Annotated in this window: 16 protein-coding genes and 2 pseudogenes; 5 read left to right on the top strand and 13 right to left on the bottom strand. The window is 46.5% G+C overall.

All coding sequences use genetic code 11. The features are described 5' to 3' along the window. The first annotated feature begins 2 nt into the window (after positions 1–2). From AC5590_RS23970 to AC5590_RS23950, 5 genes and pseudogenes are all read left to right on the top strand, one after another. Positions 3–131, top strand: a complete 129-nt coding sequence (locus tag AC5590_RS23970) for a DUF1634 domain-containing protein (protein WP_348982719.1) — start codon at positions 3–5, stop codon at positions 129–131. A 122-nt stretch (positions 132–253) separates the two neighbouring features. Continuing rightward, positions 254–634 carry a hypothetical protein gene (locus tag AC5590_RS23965; protein ID WP_169265886.1) on the top strand — a complete coding sequence of 127 codons (381 nt, stop codon included), beginning with the start codon at positions 254–256 and terminating at the stop codon, positions 632–634. 141 nt (positions 635–775) lie between these two features. Continuing rightward, the gene (locus AC5590_RS23960; protein ID WP_169265885.1) at positions 776–1,546 is read left to right on the top strand and encodes an SDR family NAD(P)-dependent oxidoreductase; all 771 of its coding nucleotides are present in this window, start codon (positions 776–778) and stop codon (positions 1,544–1,546) included. A gap of 109 nt (positions 1,547–1,655) precedes the next feature. Further along, a pseudogene (locus tag AC5590_RS23955) lies at positions 1,656–1,931 on the top strand (glycoside hydrolase 100 family protein); the annotation flags it as partial. A gap of 711 nt (positions 1,932–2,642) precedes the next feature. Further along, positions 2,643–2,999: pseudogene (locus AC5590_RS23950) on the top strand (MGH1-like glycoside hydrolase domain-containing protein); the annotation flags it as partial. A 96-nt stretch (positions 3,000–3,095) separates the two neighbouring features. Here the strand turns inward: AC5590_RS23950 and AC5590_RS23945 are convergent. The 13 genes from AC5590_RS23945 to AC5590_RS23885 all read right to left on the bottom strand — a co-directional run bounded on the left by AC5590_RS23945 (position 3,096) and on the right by AC5590_RS23885 (position 20,832). Further along, a complete protein-coding gene (locus tag AC5590_RS23945; RefSeq protein ID WP_169265883.1) occupies positions 3,096–5,780 on the bottom strand; it encodes an MGH1-like glycoside hydrolase domain-containing protein in 2,685 nt (894 codons plus the stop codon). A gap of 8 nt (positions 5,781–5,788) precedes the next feature. Then, a complete protein-coding gene (locus AC5590_RS23940) occupies positions 5,789–6,559 on the bottom strand; it encodes a glucose 1-dehydrogenase (RefSeq protein WP_169265890.1) in 771 nt (256 codons plus the stop codon). Between the two features lie 7 nt (positions 6,560–6,566). Further along, complete coding sequence (gene rpe / locus AC5590_RS23935; protein ID WP_169265882.1) at positions 6,567–7,262, bottom strand: ribulose-phosphate 3-epimerase; 696 nt, start codon at positions 7,260–7,262, stop codon at positions 6,567–6,569. Next, complete coding sequence (locus tag AC5590_RS23930; RefSeq protein WP_169265881.1) at positions 7,241–8,407, bottom strand: glycogen debranching N-terminal domain-containing protein; 1,167 nt, start codon at positions 8,405–8,407, stop codon at positions 7,241–7,243. Before AC5590_RS23930 ends, rpe begins: the two co-directional genes overlap by 22 nt. Positions 8,408–8,410: 3 nt before the next feature. Continuing rightward, positions 8,411–9,178, bottom strand: coding sequence for a 6-phosphogluconolactonase (gene pgl / locus AC5590_RS23925; protein ID WP_169265880.1), 768 nt, complete (start codon positions 9,176–9,178; stop codon positions 8,411–8,413). Positions 9,179–9,404: 226 nt separating this feature from the next. Beyond that, complete coding sequence (locus tag AC5590_RS23920; RefSeq protein WP_169265879.1) at positions 9,405–10,352, bottom strand: class I fructose-bisphosphate aldolase; 948 nt, start codon at positions 10,350–10,352, stop codon at positions 9,405–9,407. Positions 10,353–10,523: 171 nt separating this feature from the next. Continuing rightward, positions 10,524–11,438, bottom strand: coding sequence for a Cof-type HAD-IIB family hydrolase (locus AC5590_RS23915; RefSeq protein ID WP_169265878.1), 915 nt, complete (start codon positions 11,436–11,438; stop codon positions 10,524–10,526). A 74-nt stretch (positions 11,439–11,512) separates the two neighbouring features. After that, a complete protein-coding gene (locus tag AC5590_RS23910) occupies positions 11,513–12,244 on the bottom strand; it encodes a hypothetical protein (protein WP_169265877.1) in 732 nt (243 codons plus the stop codon). Positions 12,245–12,285: 41 nt separating this feature from the next. Further along, entirely contained in the window at positions 12,286–13,821 is a 1,536-nt protein-coding gene (gene zwf, locus AC5590_RS23905; RefSeq protein WP_169265876.1) for a glucose-6-phosphate dehydrogenase, read from the bottom strand. Beyond that, a complete protein-coding gene (gene gnd, locus AC5590_RS23900; protein WP_282453065.1) occupies positions 13,818–14,840 on the bottom strand; it encodes a phosphogluconate dehydrogenase (NAD(+)-dependent, decarboxylating) in 1,023 nt (340 codons plus the stop codon). The genes zwf and gnd overlap by 4 nt, the downstream gene beginning before the upstream one ends. Before the next feature lie 235 nt (positions 14,841–15,075). Next, positions 15,076–17,955: a bifunctional transaldolase/phosoglucose isomerase gene (locus tag AC5590_RS23895; RefSeq protein WP_169265874.1), complete on the bottom strand. Its 2,880-nt coding sequence runs from the start codon at positions 17,953–17,955 to the stop codon at positions 15,076–15,078. Positions 17,956–18,004: 49 nt separating this feature from the next. After that, positions 18,005–20,080, bottom strand: a complete 2,076-nt coding sequence (gene tkt, locus AC5590_RS23890) for a transketolase (RefSeq protein WP_169265873.1) — start codon at positions 20,078–20,080, stop codon at positions 18,005–18,007. Between the two features lie 116 nt (positions 20,081–20,196). Further along, positions 20,197–20,832, bottom strand: a complete 636-nt coding sequence (locus AC5590_RS23885; RefSeq protein WP_211178502.1) for a MarC family protein — start codon at positions 20,830–20,832, stop codon at positions 20,197–20,199. Positions 20,833–20,948: the final 116 nt, after the last annotated feature.

Below are 20,948 nucleotides of genomic sequence, written 5' to 3'. Positions count from 1 at the left end.
TGATTCTGACTCCAGTTGCACGAGTTGCGTTTTCAGTGTTTGCATTTTGGCAACAGCGCGATCAATTCTATATCATCGTTACGTTGATTGTGCTGTTGATTCTTGTTCACGGTCTTCTGACGACAGGGTAATTTGAAAAGTTTCAAGACAGTCCCAATGAAAAATTTTTCACCGCCAAGCATGAAAGTCCGGCTTTTCCCTACACCCGTACACCCTTACACCCCTACACCCACTTTCAAGTCAGGAGGAGACAATGAAACTACTACCGAAACAATCTACAGTACTATTGGGTTTGATGACTTGTGTTTTAGCTCATCTCCCTTCACTTGCCTCGGCTGACTCTACTGCGGATTTACTGCTCAGCTTGAACTGCCAAAGTGATTACACTGTAAATGTTTGGAGACGATATGCTTCGGGCGAATTGCTTTACCGCGCTACGGGACCTCTGGGAAATCTAAGTTTGGGCAAAGGAACCAAGGAGAATACAGGAGCCGCTGAGGTGTATAAGTTTAGGAATGGCAACTATGTATACCAAGTTCTTGGCGGGCGGGGAGATCACCGACAGCAGGGAACGTTAGCGGTGTTCAAGAACGGGCGATCGTTCCTAAATCAAGCTTGTAGACCAGAAGGATGAAACGTATTGATTTGTTAGTTTGCGTTCAGGTTGCGATTTACTACTTTGTTCTGGTCTTTTCTGACAGACAGAATGCCGATAGCTAGTAACTACGTCACAGTCAACAACCTGAACCCGTTTCTATCAAGGTCTAAGAACAACATGAAACTTGAAGGTAAAGTGGCTCTTGTCACTGGAAGCAGTCAAGGGATTGGACAAGCTATTGCGACTCGTTTGGCACAGGAAGGAGCCGATGTTGTCATAGATTATCGCTCTCATCCGGATGGGGCGAAAGATACATTAGCAAAGGTAGAAGCCACAGGGCGTAATGGTCATATTGTTCAGGCAGATTTAAGCTCCGTTAGCAACGTTCGCAAGCTTGTATCTGAAGGAGTTCAACACTTTGGCAAACTAGATATTCTGGTAAATAATGCTGGAATTGACGGTAAGAATGCAGACTTCTGGAACATTACTGAAGCAGATTACGATGCCGTACTCAATATCAATCTCAAAGGAACATTTTTCACGACGCAAGCTTTTGTGCAGCATCTAATTGAAACAAAGCGAACAGGAAAGATTATTAACATCAGTTCAACTCATGAAGAAATGGCGTTTCCTCACTTCACGTCCTACTGCGCCAGCAAAGGTGGAGTAAAGATGATGATGCGAAACCTCGCGGTACAACTAGGTTCTCTCGGAATTACCGTTAATAACATTGCACCTGGAGCCATTGAAACGCCCATCAACACAAAGCTCTTAAACGATCCGGTGAAGTTAAATTCACTCAAGCAAAACATTCCTCTCGGACGATTAGGGACACCAGACGACATTGCACCAATGGTTGTATTCCTTGCTTCTGCTGCTGCTGACTATATCACTGGATCAACGTTCTTCGTAGATGGTGGATTAATTCGGAATTATCACGAGCAATAGTGAGGGCTTCGTGATGTTGATACTAGTGTAATTTACAGCAGCTATTTTAATTAGTGAGGAGTGTTTGATGAATGTGACTTTAAGATCGATAAGCACGACAGCTACAACTATGCTAGAACAGAAAGCTTGGCAGGCTCTCGAAGCATCCATTCTTTACTATCAGGGGCATCCTGTAGGAACGATCGCTGCCCATGATACAAGTGTAGACACCTTGAACTACGATCAATGTTTTGTACGTGATTTTGTCCCGTCTGCTCTCGTGTTTTTGATTCGAGGAGACGTAGAAATTGTTCGTAACTTTCTGATTGAAACGCTTGCGCTTCAAAGTCAAGAAAGGCACATGGATTGCTTCAAGCCACCACAGGGACTAATACCTGCTAGTTTCGGGAGCGTCCAATGTAAACGTTGTTTGGCAAATCTATACCAATGATCAATAGCAAATCGCCGCAAGTAGATCTGACAAATTTCAGATAGCAACGGCATTACAACGGTTGTTGAGAGTTGGTGATGCTTCTGTGATCTTCCGTTAACGGGAGCCTGTGTTAACCGCAGGCTCCTTTTCTTGAAATTTTCTACCACTACTTCTGTCCGCCAGTCTAAACAAGAGCGGGCGATCGCTGTCATACGAATATTACTTGAAAATATATTAATAATAATAATCGCAAGAGGAGGGAGAGAGGCAGCCGTCGGCTGCTTCTCTCCCTCCCCCCCCGCCTTCGTGATTATCATTCTTCTATCAAATCTTTTCTATATTTGGACGTATTGACAAAATACACTTGTTTTTAACTTGTTAGGAATGAGCGTTATCCGATCTTTTCAGTACATTTGAACTATTTCGGTGGCGATCGCCTATATCAGGTTAGTTTTTGCTGCCAAAGCGAACGTTGGTGACTACCTGTACCAGATGCCGACTAAACTCTATTTTTTATACTTGTACCTAAATGCCGTCTTTTAGTACATTTGAATTGATTTGCTGCTGCTCTCTGACTTTTAGTCTAAACTCCAGTCATTAGCAATGAAAACATTGTTACGTCCTGTATCATGTGATTCATCTAAAAGATAGTGCTCAAACCCATTACGACTTGGAACCGCTCTCATGACTGAAGAAGCAAGGTTAATTGCGGATCGCGAGAGTGCTTTGCACAAGCTTCGCGAACGACGAGTTTACTGGAAACATTGGGGTCCTTACCTGAGTGAACGGCAATGGGGAACTGTGCGTGAAGATTACAGCCCGAATCGTACTGCCTGAGAATACTTTCCCCATGACCACGCTCGATCGCGTGCTTATCGTTGGGGAGAAGATGGGATTGCCGGGATTTCGGATACGCATCAACGCTTATGTTTCGCGATCGCGCTGTGGAATGGCGAAGATCGCATTCTCAAAGAGCGGCTGTTTGGGCTAACGGGGAATGAGGGCAATCACGGGGAAGATGTCAAAGAGTCATTTGGTTACGCCATTGCTCCCACAAAAATTATGTTTCTTACCACGTTTTTGGTAGTATTTTTAAGTTTTTTTACTTATTGACAAAATTACCATAATCTTAACCTCTCACGGTTGATCTACGCCATATTCTGCATGTTGCTGGATCAGTTTTGCCACTAACCCTGTCCAACCTGTTTGGTGGCTTGCTCCGATACCCGCTCCTTCGTCACCATGAAAGTACTCATAGAATAGAATAAGGTCATGCCAGTACGGGTTGGTTTGAAACGTTTCCGTACCGCCATACATAGGTCGTCGTCCGGTTGCATCGTTTAAAAATGTCCGAATCAACCGCTGTGATAGCTCATTCGCCACTTGCCAAAGCGTCATCATTTGACCTGAACCACTTGGACATTCCACCTTGAAATCATCACCTAAATAGTGATGGTACTTCTGCAAGGACTCGATGATCAGGTAATTCATTGGAAACCACACAGGTCCGCGCCAGTTAGAATTGCCACCAAAAAGACTTGTTGTGGATTCCGCAGGTTCATAATCGACTCGATACTCATTGCCGTGAACTTGTAGAACGTAGGGGTTGGTCGCGTGGAATTTGGAGAGTGCCCGAATGCCATAAGGTCCAAGAAATTCATTTTCATCTAACATCCTGTGAAGAATGCGCCGCAACTGATTCTGCCCTGCGATCGCCAGCAGTCTTCTGGTTTTTACGCCCGCTATTTCTAAACAAGCAACATTTTGGGTCAAGTCTGGGCGATTTTGAATGAACCATTCAGTACGTCGTTTGAAACTGGGAAATCGTTCAAGCGTGTTTGGTTCTAGAGCCGCAACGGCAAATAACGGTGCCAGTCCCACCACTGAGCGAACCTTCATTAAGAAGTGACGACCATCGGGCAGATGCAAGGCATCGTAATAAAATCCGTCTGTTTCATCCCACAGGGCTAATTCGGCTTCACCGACTCCATCAATGGCATCAGCAATATAGAGAAAGTGTTCAAAAAACTTGCTGGCAATATCTTCATAGGTTGAATCATCTTTTGCTAGCTCTAGTGCAATAGTTAACATATTCAGGCAGTACATTCCCATCCAACTGGTACCATCTGCCTGATTGATATATCCACCATTGGGTAGCGATGCACTGCGATCAAATACCCCAACGTTGTCTAATCCTAAAAATCCCCCCTGAAAAACATTTTTGCCCTCAATATCCTTGCGATTCACCCACCAGGTGAAGTTGAGCAGTAGTTTCTGGAAAACTCGCTCTAGAAAGGCTCGATCAGCTCGACCATACATTTTTTGCTCAATTTGATAAATTCGCAGTGCTGCCCAGGCATGAACGGGTGGATTGACATCGCTGAATGCCCATTCATACGCAGGAAGTTGCCCGTTGGGATGCATGTACCACTCTCGCATCAAGACACTTAACTGACGTTTGGCAAACTCTGGATCCAGCATGGTTAGAGGAATAAGATGAAATGCTAAATCCCATGCCGCAAACCAGGGATATTCCCATTTGTCGGGCATTGAGAGAATATCATCGTTAAATAGATGGCTCCACTCATGATTTCTGCCTCGTTTACGCTCTATTGGCGATGTGGGACCTACTGGATCGCCGTTTAGCCAATCATGAACCACGTAATGATAGAATTGCTTGCTCCACAGCATTCCTGCAAATGCTTGCCGTTGAACATTTCGCATGTCCTCAGATAATGAAAAAGGACAGATTCGCTGGTAAAACTCATCTGCTTGGGCTTGGCGATCGCGAAAGATTGACTCAAATTCCTGTCCAAACAAGATTTCTGTGTTGCCGTTATTGAGAGAAGATTGGGAGTCTCTCAATCGTAGTCGCACCGTTTGCATTGCACCAGGAGCGATTACTAGCTGATAATGAGCTGAGAATTTTGTTCCTGTTTCGCTGGGATTAATTGCATCCTTGCGGCTGTGAATCACATAATCATTGATGCCGTCTTTAACGTAGGGTGAAGAGTTGCTAACTCCGAACAATCGTTCGTAATTCGTTTCATTATTAGTAAACAATAAATTAGGGACGCCATCACAGTAAAGCCATCGTGTTCCTAGCGTTGGATGCGATGCCTCAATGACGCTGAAATTGACCGCCTTTTGACTAACATTTAGCCAGGGTTTTTCGTTCTCCTGTGCGCGACTCCAAGACCAAGTGTTACGGAACCACAACGTTGGTAGCAAGTGCAGTGTTTTAGGATCAGGTCCCCGATTGATTGCTTTGATTTGAATCAAAATATCTTCAGGTGATGCTTTGGCATACTCAATAAATACATCAAAATAACGATCTTCATTAAATATTCCTGTGTCCAGTAGTTCAAATTCAAAGTCTTGGCGAGTTCTACGACGATTTTCCTCCACTAACTGAGTGTAAGGAAAGGCGTGCTGCGGATATTTATAAAGGTACTTCATGTAGGAGTGGGTGGGGGTATTGTCTAAGTAGAAGTAGTATTCTTTGACATCCTCTCCGTGATTACCCTCATTCCCCGTTAACCCAAACATCCGCTCCTTAAGGATGGAATCTTCTCCATTCCACAGCGCAATCGCAAAACATAACTGCTGATGAGTATCAGAGATACCTGCAATGCCGTCTTCTCCCCAACGATAGGCACGCGACCGGGCATGGTCATGAGGGAAGTACTCCCAAGCAGTTCCATTCGGGCTGTAATCTTCGCGCACTGTACCCCACTGTCGTTCACTTAAATAGGGTCCCCAGCGTTTCCAGTAAGCAGTGCGATTGCGATCAGCTGCCAATCTTATTTCTTCTTGAGTCATGACAAGTTCTATTGCTCATGATAATTCCGAATCAGTCCGCCATCGACATAAAAAGTGGCTCCAGTCACGTAGTCGGCAGCGGAGGACGCGAGGAATGTGACCATTGGCGCAATATCTTCTGGTTTGCCTAGTCGTCCAAGGGGAATGTTTTGTTTGAGTGAATGTAACTTCACAGGGTCATTTAGAAGTTTGGTATTAATCGGGGTTTCGATCGCTCCAGGAGCAATATTGTTGATCGTGATTCCCATCGGTCCTAATTCCACCGCCAAATTTCGCATCATCATCTTCACACCACCTTTGCTAGCGCAGTAGGAGGTGAAGTGAGGGAACGCCATTTCCTCATGAACTGAACTGATGTTAATAATCTTACCCGTTCGTTCTGTCTCAATCAAGTGCTGCACAAATGCTTGCGTCGTGAAGAATGTGCCTTTGAGGTTGAGATTAACAACGGTATCATAATCAGCTTCGGTTATGTTCCAAAAATCAGCATTTTTTCCATCAACCCCAGCATTATTCACTAGAATATCTAGCTTACCAAAGTGATGAATTCCTTCAGATACAAGTTTGCGAACGTCACTAATCACGCTTAAATCTGCCTGGACAATATGCCCTTTGCGTCCCGCTGCTTCGACCTTTGCCAACGTTTCTTTAGCACCATCGGGGTGGGAGCGGTAATCGATGACAATATCTGCACCTGCTTGCGCTAGGTAAGCGGCGATCGCCTGCCCAATTCCCTGACTGCTGCCAGTGACTAACGCAACTTTTCGTTGTAAGTTTATCATGTCCTTATACATCAATTATGACTTGTTCAGGTCGTTTGCTGTGACGCAGCGCGGCGATTGTCGCTGCATAATCCTTAGCATTGAAGATTGCCGATCCCGCTACAATTGCATTTGCTCCTGCTTCCAACACCTGCCATGCATTGTCTGGCTTGACTCCACCATCGACTTCAATCCACGGATCCAGCCCACGTTCATCGCACATCTGACGTAAGCGACGAATCTTTGGCAACATGGTTGAAATAAAGTGTTGACCACCAAAGCCGGGATTCACCGTCATAATTAAAACGACATCACACAGATCTAGTACCCACTCAATCGCTTCCAAAGGATTACCAGGATTGAGCACAACCCCCGCTTGCTTACCCAGTTCCTTAATTTGGGAGAGTGTTCGGTGTAGATGAATCGTTGCTCCTGCTTGAACCAAAATATGATCGGCACCTGCTTTAGCAAAGTTGGTGATGTACCGCTCTGGTTCGACAATCATCAGATGGACGTTTAGCGGTTTTACAGTCATCGGTCGAATTGCTTCTACGATCAAAGGTCCGATTGTAATGTTGGGCACATAGCGACCGTCCATCACATCGACATGAATCCAGTCAGATCCCGCCACATCCACACTTTGCACCTCTTCTCCCAAGCGGCTAAAGTCAGCCGATAAAATTGAAGCTGCGATCGTGATTAATTTAGAAGATTGAGACATGATATATTCTCCAATCCATTGGAATTTCTAGCCGTTGCAGGATCGATGCGATCGCTCAGGAAGAGAATAGTGGTATCGATCGTTCCGTAGTAAGGTGTATGCGGAATTTCGTGCAATTGCGCTAATTCACCCCGGCGAATTTCATGCAACATACGACCGGGTTGAGCATCGCGCCAATCATCTACGGTTGTGGCTTGCAGTTGCGCCAGCTTTATGAGCGTTCCGCGTACAAATTCCGGATAAACCATTATCGTTTGTAAACTCGGAACGATCGCGTCCCGCCCAAATACTGCGACAAACCAAGGAATACCCGCCGCAGGCATCCAAAAATGCTGTCCACGATCTTCAACCTTGATGCGGAGTGCCCCGAAATCGATCAAGGATTGTCGATAGTAGGCGGCAATTTCGGCATTCGAGGACTGTAACTGAGTGGCGGATTGAACAAAGTCGTCTCTGACTCGTGCCGCTTCAGTATCGTGGGAGATGGTGCAAGTTTGTTGCGGCTGAAGCACATCTCCATCCGCTAGCGCCGTAAAATCAACGCAGCTATGCCAAGTTTGACCTGGTTCAAGCTTAATGTCGAACATGAGGCGACCATTAGCATAGTAGGGCGTTGAGTTAGCACAAGTTGGAGTGATTTGCAACCCGCGATAAAACTCGGCATTTCGGTACTCTGTTGTCAGAATGCCATCTTTCCAGGTGGTTGCGATCGCACCGCGTGGCAGTAGATGTTGGGATTTGACCTGAAAAATATCCGCAAAATCTGAGCGGATCGCCAACATAAGTTTCAGTTCGACGGTCTGAGTGTAATGGCTAGTAATATCAATATCCTCATGCATTCCGACTGCAATATCGCGCCGGATGGTCACTAACAAGCAGCCCGATGGCAGCGTTCCATCAATAGTCGGAGTCTCTCGATTGGTAAATTGATACAGCGCACAGTGATGTTGTAGCGGACTAGATGCAAGCAGTTGGAGCGGCTGGCGATTGAGTGAGACTTCGTAATACGAGATGAGGCGCGTATCGCGAACAAAAAATCCTTGGGCAAGGTTGTCGTCGATCGAGCCATCAGAAGCAGTAACGAGGAATGTCGATCCGTCATTGATCGCGATTTGTCCTGGATTTACGATGACTTTAGTGGGCATCCCTCATGTCTCCAATAAATGAGCCGCTGCTTGATCGATCATCCACATCACTCTGCCCTGAGTCGGACGAATGATTTGTGCAGGCAAGCGATCGGGCTGATACCCACCTTCCAAAACCGCTTTTAGTGTTGTTGCTTTTTCTGCTCCTGTGACAAAAAAGAGGATTTCTACCGCATTGTTAATCACAGGTGGCGTTAAGGTGATACGGTAACTGTTCAACTCTTCCACCCAAGGTGCAACGACTAAACGAGTTTGCTCATGAACTGCATCAGTGCCAGGAAAAAGAGATGCGGTGTGTCCGTTAGCTCCCATGCCCAACAACACTAAATCGAAGCGAGGAAACTGATGTTCTTGCAACTGAAAGAACTGTCTCAAGTCTTGCTCATATTCACCTGCGGCTGCCTTAGCATCTGGATTTTCAGCTTTAATGCGATATACATTTTCTTGTGGAATTGGCACTTGAAACAGCAATTGCTGTTGCGTCATCCGAAAGTTACTACTGGGATCGCTGGGCGGAACGTGGCGTTCATCACCCCAAAAAAAATGAATTTGGTTCCAAGGGATTTGATTACGCCAAGGTTGAGTTGCCAACAATGCATAAAGACTTTTGGGAGTTGAGCCACCAGACAGTGCAATCGTAAATCTTCCTCGTGCTTGAATGGCTTGATGGGCTTGTTGCACAAACTCGGCGGCAGCAGCCTGAGTCAGGGCTTCGGCATTTGCAAAAACTTGAATTTCAGGCTTTACTTGCGATCGAATTAATTCTTGCATGGTTATTTCCTTTAGGGACTTCTAATTAAAAAATCGTCCTATCATAAGAGCGCAAAGCCTTGCGCCCCTACAAGTTAATTTTGAATTTGAGATAATTGATTTTGGCATTGCATAATTGCGGGATGATTTTGGAATTTGCATCAATCAGAATCACCGTGTCCCCGCGTCACCTTGTCAGCCTGAATCATGCCATTATTCAGCAATGCCTTTATTTTTTGGTGTTCCCTTAATTCAGAACCGGAACTTGAACTTGAGACGGTTGCGTGTTGTAAATATCCATGATCGTGTTGAGGAATCGCACGGCATCCGTTTTGGAACGTTGAAAAGAATTGCGTCCGATAATCGAACCAAACCCTCCACCTGCTTGAATAGCGTGAACTTCATTGAAAAAGGCATCATCACTGTCGATTGGTCCACCCGAAAAGATGACAATCCGTCGTCCATTAAAGGCACATTGCACTACATGACGCACTCGCTCAGTTAATGTCGCAATCGGGATTTGCTCTTTCTCGTACACCTTGCGGGCTGCTTCTTGTTCAATGTGCTCGCTAGGCAGTTTGACTTTGATGATGTGAGCACCCAATTGAGCCGCAATTTGAGCAGCGTAACCAATCACGTCGATCGCCGTCTCACCTGTTTTGCTTAAACCCGATCCCCGCGCATAAGACCAAATGATCACAACCAATCCATGCTGCTTCGCTTCTTCGGCACAGGCTCGAATCTGCTGGTACATCTCAAATCGGTGGGCTGAACCGGGATAAATGGTGAAACCAATGCCAGCACAACCTAATCGCAAAGCATCCTGTACACTGCCAGTTAAAGCTTGAGTAGGGTCAGATTCATCCAATAGCACATCGTGATCATTGGCTTTAAGAATCAGGGGAATGTCGCCTGCAAATTCTCGTGCCCCCGCTTCTAGAAAACCCAGTGGAGCTGCATAAGCGTTGCATCCGGCTTCTATCGCCAACTCAAAATGATAGCGAGGATCGTAAGCAGGTGGATTGGGTGCAAAACTGCGAGCCGGACCGTGCTCAAAGCCCTGATCAACGGGCAAAATTACCAACTTGCCAGTTCCAGCTAGTTTGCCATGATTAAGCAACCGCGCCAGATTAGTCAGCGTTCCAGGATTGTCGCTGCCATACCAACTGAGAATTTCTTTTACTCGTTGAGTCATTGTGGTTTCTCCTAAAAATACTGTCTGGTACAAACTTTTTCGCTTTTCCCTCACGGCATATCCTGCCAACAGCGTCGGCAAAACCAATGAACTTGATGATTGCGGATATGTCGCAACAGTTGATCACAACAGCATGGACAATGCTGTGAAGGCATAGTTTCATTCCAATGCTTAACCGACGCTGGACGGCTGAAATTTTGCATTGGAAGCCCCATGTCGATCGCCCAAAATGAACCATTCGACTGCATTGGCAAATCCTTCTTCTTCATAGGATGTCGTCACGTACTGAGCTTGTTGCTGTACGTCTGGATTTGCGTTGCCCATAGCAATGCTTAATCCACTTTGTTTAAACATTGGGACATCATTGGGCATATCTCCAATAGTGGCAATTTCTTGTCTGGGGATTCCGAGCAGTTGTGAGAGGCGATCAACTACAGCACCTTTGTTCGCGTGGGGATGGGTGACATCCAGGTAGTAAGGCTGCGATCGAGCCGCAGATACCTGTTCACCACCACCCGAACTGGCTCTTGACTTGCAGTAAACTTTTTGACTAAAAGCTTGCTGCACATCAGTTTCGCACTTGGCAACGGCATCTAGATCATCACTAACGCCAACGACTTTGACAACGTTATCAAACAAACCATCAAAGCTAGAAACAACGGTAGGTGGAAACTTAACCGTCCATTCTTCGCGATCCACATGAGGACCATGCCGCTCATGCACAAACCAATCCTTCCCTCGATAAATCCAAACATCCAGATGGTGGGCAGTAATTATCTTGATGACTTCTTGAACAGTTGTTGCGGGTAAGACGTTTTCCTCCAAGGTTGAAAAGTCAGGATAGACAAACAGACCACCATTAAATGGCGCGAGAGGCTCTGTCAGTTTCAGAGCATCTACAATCATTTTCATCCCTAATGGTGGACGACCACTGGTAATTGTGAAGCGAATGCCTGCATCCCAAAGTTTATGAACAGCAGCACGGGCGCGATCAGTTAGGATTTTCTCTTTTGTTACAAGCGTGCCATCTACATCTGCTAGCAGCAGTGAAATTTTAGGCGATTTGGGAGAACTTACTGGATTCATGATAAAAAGCTTGGTTATTGATTGTTGGTGCTCAATTTATTGGTCTGCATCTAACACGGGATACCGATACCGTTTCACTTTGCCAAAGGTGCTTGAGAGGTATTTGACGAGGTTTGCCCAATAGCTAACAATTCTTTGAGTGCCTGTACCGTTTTTTTTCCCAATTCCCATTGGCTGGTTGCACCATTGCTAAAGATCAATTTCATCTGAAGCGTTTGGGGCGGAAGTTGAGCGATCGCGCTGGCAAGTGGAGCAATGTTAAATCGACTGCTTCCCGCACTACATGTTACAGACGGAAACGTAGCGGCACCAGCCCAGAAAGGCTCATCAACGCCATCCCAAAAACCGTCGTTGCCCCAATACGTGTCGGAGTCCCAAAAGCCTAATCCCGGAACCGTGGTGGAACTTTGAACAACTTTTTGATAGCTAGAGGTTTCTTTTATTGGTTGATTGATCGTGACCAAGGGTTGATTCTTGCTGAGCAAGACCATCGTAGTTAAGGAGGCATCAGAGCCAACTAGAGAGTTGTCAGGTACACAGTAGCGTACCCGTAGCAAAAGGCTATCCTTGGTCGGATTTTTGCTCCAAAGAGTTGATACACCAAGAGCAGGTTCACTCCCTCTATAGTCATGATCTCTCACCGCATAGATTGAACCAGTGTGGAATACCTTGCTATAAGGAGCATTTTTGATTGAAGTTGCTGTGGTAATCGTGTCTTCGGCTCGTATTAGTTGGGAAGTTGCTATCGTACTGCAAATGGTTAGAAAACTAATGTTGACAATGCTCCATTTATGTTTACTCAACATTGTGCTTCTCCGTTGAATCGCTGATTGATTTCTGATTTTTATTAATCACTTGATCGCCATTGCCGACCATCGCGCCAGAGCAGTTCGTCAGCATCTTTCGGTCCCCAACTTCCTGCGGCATAGTTGGGAAACTCTCGTGTTGGTAATGCACTCCAAACATCTAGAATTGGCGTAACTACACTCCAACCCAATTCCACGTTGTCTGCTCGCTGAAACAGCGTAGCATCGCCAATCATGCAGTCATAAAGCAAAGTTTCATAGCCTGTGCTGGGGGTTGAGCCAAAGTAATCGGCGTAGCAGAAATCCATATTCACGCTGCCCATTCGCACCGTTGGACCGGGAATTTTTGCGCCAAATTGGAAGTTAATTCCTTCGTCGGGTTGAATGCGCAGGACAAGGAAATTGGGCGTTAATTGATCAACTGAAGTTTGACGAAACAGCAGTGAGGGAACCCGCTTAAACTGAACCGCAACCTCAGTAGTACGCTTCGGCAACCGTTTCCCGGTTCGGAGGTAAAATGGCACATCTGCCCAACGCCAGTTATCAATCGTGAGCTTTAAAGCAGCATACGTCTCAGTGGTAGAGTCTGAAGCAACACGTGGTTCTGATCGATAAGCCGGAACAGGTTTCTCGTTTATCGTCCCCTCACCATACTGCCCTCGCACAGTATGCTTTAGCACATCTTCAGGAGTTAAGGGTTGAATTGCCTTGAGCAATTTAGATTTTTCATCGCGAACGGCATCTGCATCAAATGAAACGGGTGGCTCCATTGCAGTCATCGCTAGCAATTGAAACAGGTGATTTTGCACCATATCGCGTACTGCACCCGTTCCTTCATAGAAGTTACCTCTGCCCTCTACACCGACAGTTTCAGCCACAGTAATTTGCACATGGTCAATATGTTCCCGATTCCAAATTGGTTCAAACAGCCCATTCCCAAAACGAAATACTAGAATATTCTGGACGGTTTCTTTACCCAGGTAGTGATCGATGCGGTAAATCTGGCTTTCCTTCAGCACGCTACTGATGTTCTTATTTAAGGTGCGAGCAGAATCCAAATCATGCCCAAATGGTTTTTCGATAATGACGCGTCGCCAGTGTCCGTTGTCTTCCCGCACCAATCCTGCTGAACCAAGCTGCGTGATGATGTCGCAAAAGAAGTTAGAGGCGGTTGCCAGGTAGAATAAGTGGTTTCCTTGGGTGCCGCATTCCTGGTCTACCCGAATCAACAAATCCTGCAACTGCTGGTACGTGTTAGCATCCTGAAACTCACCGGGAAGATAGTACAATCGCTGCTCAAACTGCTGCCAGAGGTAATCATCAACTGCAACCGTTGCGAATTCGTGAATATCCCGACTGAGTTTGCTGCGAAAGTCGTCTTGGCTCATTGGAGTGTGAGCAACCCCGACGATCGCAAACTCCTGCGGCAACAAATTGCTACGTGCTAAATTGTAAAGTGCAGGTAACAATAAACGCTTGGTCAAATCTCCAGCAGCACCAAAGATGACGATCGCGCAGGGACTGGCAGGACGAACTGAGGTTTCAACCTGAGAATGAGGTGCAGTTGCAATTGTCATGATTTTGTCTCCGTATGTTGCTCAACGTGTCCGCCAAACTGGAAGCGCATCGCAGACAGCAACTTATCGGCAAAATCGTCTTCGCCACGTGAGCTAAATCGCTGATACAAGGCAGCGCTGAGAACAGGAGCAGGTGTGCCTTCGTCTATGGCTGCTGTAACCGTCCACCGTCCTTCGCCTGAATCCGACACACGACCGGCAAAGTCTGCTAAGTCAGGCTGCTGGAGTAGAGCGATCGCAGTCAAATCAAGCAACCACGAAGCGACCACACTACCCCGTCGCCACACTTCGGCAATATCTGGCAGGTTCAAGTCATACTGGTAGTGTTCAGGATTGCGCAGTGGAGTCGTTTCAGCGTTAGTAGCACGGCTCTGTTTGCCAACATTGGCGTGATGCAGGATATTCAACCCTTCTGCATAGGCTGCCATCAACCCGTATTCAATGCCATTATGCACCATTTTGACAAAATGCCCACCTCCATTCGATCCGCAGTGCAAATAGCCTTCCTCCGCCGTGCCGCCCACCTTTTCCCGCCCAGGAGTACGCGGAATCTCTCCCCGTCCGGGAGCCAATGACTTAAAGATGGGGTCGAGGTACTGAACTGCCACTTGGGGACCACCGATCATCATGCAGTAACCGCGTTCTAATCCCCAGACTCCGCCGCTGGTTCCCACATCTAGATAGTGAATGCCCTTTGATGCCAGATCATTCGCTCGTCGAATGTCGTCGATGTAGTAAGAGTTGCCGCCATCAATCAAGATGTCGCCTGAGTCGAGTTTTTCAGCCAGTTCTTTGACCATCTGCTCGGTGGGATCTCCCGCAGGCACCATCAGCCAAATGGCACGCGGCTTGTGGAGCTTCTGCACAAAATCATCTAAGGTATAAGCTCCAATTGCCCCTTCCGATGCAAGTTGCTTCACCTTATCGGGTGTGCGATTGAACACAACACACTCATGCTTATTTCGCAGCAGTCGTCGAACGATATTTGCGCCCATGCGCCCTAGACCAATAAACACCAAGTTGCATTGTTTTTCTCCTATGTGATTCTCAATTGCGTGAAGTATGTAGCGCTTTTCATCTGAATGAAGTCATTATTAGGACTTACGCATTGACAAAACTCCTCAAATATGAATTTCCATTTTTCGAGTGTAGTAGGGTGGGCAGTGAATCGTAAAATCTGATGATCTCAACATAAGTTTAGGGCACTGCCCACCCTACAAAAATTGCTTTAACGCAACTGGTGCAAGATGTCAATTACAGAATTTGGTCAATCACGGTTTTTAGGGTAGCTAAACCAGATTGAACATCTTTGCCAAGATGGATGCGCAACGCCCGTCGCTCACGTTCCGCCAAAACCTGAAAATCCCCTCGTGCTTGAGCCGCTTTCACAACTCCGAATGTATATTTCTGCTGAGGAACGGGAATGTCCGTGGCATCATCACAGGTGATTTGGAGAAAAACGCCACTGTTTGGTCCACCCTTGTAAGCCTGCCCTGTGGAGTGCAAGAAGCGGGGACCAAAGCCAAGGCAAGTGGCGACTTGCTTTGCATCCCGAATTTTTTCTCGAATGGCTTGTAGCTGCGCTTGGTGTATATCATTGCGCTCGATATATGCAAGCAGTGCAAAATAATCTCCCGCCTGTAGTCGATTCAAATGGGCACGCAGATAATTAACCAACGATTGATCCGTTCCTACTGCCTCTGTCAGTGCAGCGGCATTTTTTGGATCAGTGAATAATTGAATGCCATCTACCGTGAAGATTGGGCTTTCGGGCGGCAGTTTTCCGTTTTTCTCGTATTCAGCTGTTAACTGGCGGGTAACAATTTTGCTGGCTTCAACATCCGGTTGGTTAAAGGCATTGATACCAATGATGGAACCGGCTACAGCAGTCGCAATTTCCCAGCGGAAAAACTCCTGACCAAGTTGGTAGGGATCGGCAACGGTAATCCGAACTACAGGTTGTCCTGCCTGCTCCAATGCCGTGACAGCAGCGTCTTGAGTAGAATCAGGAGCAGAGTCTAAGCGAATGTAAGCAAAAATGCGGTCACTCCCATACACATCTGGAGTTCCTAACGGTTCTCGATCCACTGGAATCAATCCCTTACCGTCTTTCCCTGTAGACTCTGCCAATAGTTGCTCCAACCATGCGCCCAAGTCTGCAATTCCCGGTGACGTGATCAGCGTGACTTTGTCTCGTCCTTGCTTTGCCAGAACACCCAGAATGGTTCCCAACACAACGCCGGGATTCTCTTTCGCCGGAACGGATGATGCACAAGAATGCACCATGACTTCAGCCGTATCCAAGAACTTTGCTACATCCACTCCAATCGCCGCCGCAGGTACCATGCCAAAGTTGGATAGGGCAGAATAGCGACCACCGATGCTGGGTACACCAAAGAAGATGTGGCGGAAGTCATCGCCTTCAGCAATGTGTTGCAGTTTAGAACCGGGATCAGTTACGGCAATAAAGCGATTGCCTGCTGATTCTGCACCCAGAATTTGCTGCACGCGATCAAAGAAGTATTGTTTGAAAATATTTGGCTCCAGTGTACTGCCAGACTTACTCGACACGATGAACAGTGTTTTGGTGAGGTCAATCTGACTTTCGATCGCTTCGATCTGAGCTGGATCGGTAGAATCGAGTACGAGCAGTTCGGGAAATCCTTGTGCCTTACCAAAAGTGAGCTTCATCACCTCTGGGCAGAGCGAAGAGCCACCCATGCCTAATAATAACACATGGGAGAATTTTAGGTTTTGGACTTCTTGCGCGAGTTGCTTAAGACGATCCAGGTGTGCAAGTTGGTCTTCAGTAATACCGAGCCAACCCAACCATTTGTTTTCATCTACTCCTGTCCACAAGCTTGCATCCTGTGCCCATAGGCGACGAATCTTGCCATTCTTCTGCCAATCGTCTAGAGATGCTTGAACAGTAGTATTCAGCGCATCAGGCAATTTGTAGGTTAGGCGATCAAGCTTTCCACCAAGAATTGCTGTCCGCTTTTTCTCGACTGTACCTAACAATTGGTCAAAGGCATCCATGAAAAGTTGCACCCCTTCTGCCAATAATTTGTCTGTAATCTGCTGTAAAGAAATTCCTGCTTTCTCTAGCTTTGATAACGTCGATTGAGCATCATCAACACTTTCAGTCAAACTAGACTTCGGATGTCCATGATCGCGGAAGGCAGATAGGGTGGCTGGTGGAATTGTATTTACAGTGTCGGAACCAATCAGTTCTTCAACATACAACACATCACTATAATGGGGGTTCTTTGTACCTGTGCTTGCCCACAATAGCCGTTGGGTTTGTGCGCCTTGGCTGGCTAATTTTTGCCATCGACTAGAGCTGTATGTGTTCTGATAGTGCTTATATGCAAGTTTGGCATTGGCGATCGCCACTTTGCCCAGTAAGCTTTTGAGCAAATCACGTTGAACTGCATCGGTTGTAGTTTTAAGTTGAGCCGTAATCTGGTTATCAACTGCGGTATCAATCCGACTGACAAAGAAACTAGCGACGCTAGCAGTGCGGCTGATATCTCCACCTTTGGCCGTCAGCAACTCTAAACCAGTCATGTAGGCATTGGCAACCTGCTCATAAACATTTTCAGCAAACAACAACGTGACGTTTACATTAATGCCTTCACTGATGAGCTGTTCAATTGCAGGAATTCCAGCAGGTGTTGCAGGCACTTTAATCATCAAATTCGGACGATCAACCTCCTGCCATAGTCTGCGAGCTTCTGAAATAGTTTGTTGAGTATCGTTTGCTAGATAAGGTGAAACCTCCAGACTGACATAGCCATCACGCCGATTGGTTTGTTCGTATATAGGTCTCAAAATATCTGCGGTTGCTTGAATATCCGCGATTGCAAAGGACTCATATAGCGACATGACATTCTTATCTTGACTTTGCTCGCTTGTGGTTAAAGCCGAATCGTAATCGGTACTACCTGCGATCGCTTTTTCAAAGATAGAAGGATTCGAGGTGACACCCCGCAAACCATCCTCATCAATCAACTTTTGCAGTTCTCCGCTAGTAATTAAACTGCGACGAATATAGTCTAACCAGACAGATTGTCCGTAGGATTGTAACGACTGCAAAGGGTTCTTTATTTTTGATGCTTGTACATTAATCATCAGTTCACATCCTTATTGAATTAACACGAATTTGCAAGAACACAAAACGTCAGCTTGCTAACTGGGCTTTTGCAGCTGCAACAACCTGATTTGGAGTGAAGCCAAACTTGCGCTGCAATTCTTTCAACGGTGCTGAAGCACCAAACGTATGCATGACTATCCGTCCCCCTCTCGAACCGACATACTCGCCCCAGCCAAACGTCGATGCTTGTTCCACACAGACACGAGCAGTCACCGCAGGTGGAATCACACTATCGCGGTAGTCCTGACTTTGCTGCTCAAACAGCTCCCACGATGGCATACTCACAACCCGCGCTTTTATCCCTTCGGTCTTAAGTTGTTCATACGCTTCAATGCAAAGCGAAACTTCGCTTCCAGTTGCTAGCAGCAGCACATTGGGTTGACCATCTTCTGCATCTGCCAAAATATAAGCTCCTTTAGCCAAACCGGATGCCGCCGCATACTGAGTGCGATCAAACGTGGGTAATGCCTGTCGAGTCAGCACCAGCACGACTGGTTGATGCTGCAACTGCATAATCACTCGCCATGCTTCCACAACTTCGTTAGCATCAGCAGGTCGTAGGGTAATCAGTCCCGGAATCGCTCGCAACGAAGCCAACTGCTCAACGGGTTGATGAGTCGGGCCATCTTCACCTACCCCAATCGAGTCATGTGTGAAGATGTAAATGACTGGAATCTCCATTAACGCGCTGAGGCGAATGGATGGACGGCAGTAGTCGCTGAAAATAAAGAACCCGGAACCATAGGGACGCACTTTGCTGAGCGAGAGTCCGTTGAGAATCGCCGCCATTGCGTGTTCGCGGATGCCAAAGTGAAAGTTACGCCCACAGCGATCGCTAGCGCTAAAATCTCCTGCTCCATCAAAGGTGAGCCGTGTTTTGGTGGAGGGAGCCAAGTCAGCAGAGCCGCCAATCAGCCAAGGGATCTGTTGGGCGATCGCATTCAGCACCTTTGCAGAAGCATCCCGTCCAGAAACTCCTTTTGCATCAGTTGGAAACGTTGGCAATGCGGCTTCCCAACTATCACGAAGTTGGCGATGTTGCATTTTGTGAAGTTGGTTTGCCATTTCTGGATACACAGCAGCATATTCATTGAAGGTGTGTATCCATTGCTCGCGCAGTTTGTGTCCTCGCTGTCCCAGTTGCGTCTGGAAGTGTTCGCGCACGCCATCAGGAACGAAAAACTTCGCATCTTCTGGCCAGCCGTAACTGCGTTTTGTTAACCGGATTTCGTCTTCTCCCAACGGTTCTCCGTGAGCTGCACTGGTATCTTGTTTGTGCGGTGCTCCATATCCAATATGGCTATCGATAATGATCAAGGTAGGGCGGTCGTGAGTTTGCTCAAAGGTGTTGAATGCTTGTTCCAGTGCATTGAGATCATTGGCATCACTGACACGAAGGATGTTCCAGCCATAGGCTAGAAACCGAGTGCCCACATCATCATTAAAGGTTAAATTGGTGTGTCCTTCAATAGTGATGTGATTGTTGTCGTAAATCCAGCACAGGTTCCTTAGCCGGAGATGTCCTGCTAAGGAAGCTGCTTCGTTGGAGATGCCCTCCATCATGCAGCCGTCTCCACATAGAGCATAAACGTTGTAGTTGAATAGCTCGAAGTCAGGTCGATTAAAATATTGCGCCATCCACTGTCCGGCGATCGCCATCCCCACACTCGTTGCTACTCCTTGCCCCAATGGCCCTGTCGTGGTTTCAACTCCAGAAGTCCAGCGATATTCAGGATGACCAGGACATTTACTATCAAGTTGACGGAAGCGCTTAATATCATCCAGTGTAACGGATGGCTCACCTAACTGCTCATACTTAGCATTAACTGCTTTGACACCAGTTAAATGTAACAAAGAATACAGCAGCATGGAGGCATGACCGTTCGAGAGCACGAAGCGATCGCGATTTGCCCAAATGGGATCTTCGGGGTCGAACCGTAAAAATCGCTGCCATAAACAGTAGGCGACAGGAGCCATTGCCATTGGTGTACCTGGATGCCCAGAGTTTGCCTGCTGCACCGCATCCATTGATAGGGTACGAATCGTGTTAATGCATAGCTGATCAAGTTGTGTTTGGTTCGCAATTTGAGTTTGAGCAATCACTGCTTTTTCTCCTTAGGGTAGTAAGCTAAATTCATAGAAAGGATTACCGATGTAAACTATTTACTTCGTAAATGTAGATTTATAAATCATATTGAGTTTTTTGAAGCTGAAAAAATCTACTTAAGTAATTCCAGAACACCTTCTGAAATTAACTGCACCGCGATTGCTAAAATCAAAAATCCCAGAATGCGATTGAATGCGCCCATACCTGTTGCTCCAAACTTCTCAATTAGTGGCTCTCCTAAAACCAGAAACAAATAAACTAACAGTCCTAATAGTAAAATTCCTGTAATGCAGCCCAGTTGTTCAATCCAGTGATGCGTTTGAGTTGAGAGTCCGATCACAACTCCAATAGCACCCGGACCGCTAATCATCGGAATTGCCATCGGTGTAAAGGAAACGTCTTCCTTGTCTATGGCTTCTTGATGTTCTTGCTTGGTTAATCGTGGGTGAGCAGTTACCATTTCCCATGCGGTATGAGCAACAATCAGACCACCTGCAATTCGCAAAACTCCCAATGAAATGCCCAAAAAGCTGAGAATGAATTTACCTACCAGTAACGATATAATTAGCACTGCTGTGACATTCAAAGCTGTTTTACGAGCTTGGATGAGTCGAAACTTGGGAGAGTCTTCTGCTGTTAAGCTGTAGAAAAAAGCTACAGCACCGATAGGATTCGCGATAGGAAAAAGTGCCCCGAAAGCCTTTACGGTAAACATTAGAAGTGTGTGTTCTGTGATTAAATTAACCATAAGGTATTTTCTTTGCATCATGCCTTCTGTGTGATTGTCTGTGCGATAGCGTTCGCGTAAGCGTGTCCCCTTGGGACTCAGCGCTGCTGGTTTCAGCAGATCGCAATGTGTTGCTA

It is taken from the genome of Brasilonema octagenarum UFV-OR1 (genome assembly GCF_963888615.1).
GTDB lineage: Bacteria > Cyanobacteriota > Cyanobacteriia > Cyanobacteriales > Nostocaceae > Brasilonema > Brasilonema sennae.
The sequence above is the reverse complement of the archived record's forward strand: the minus strand, read 5'-3'. Positions and strand labels throughout refer to the sequence as shown.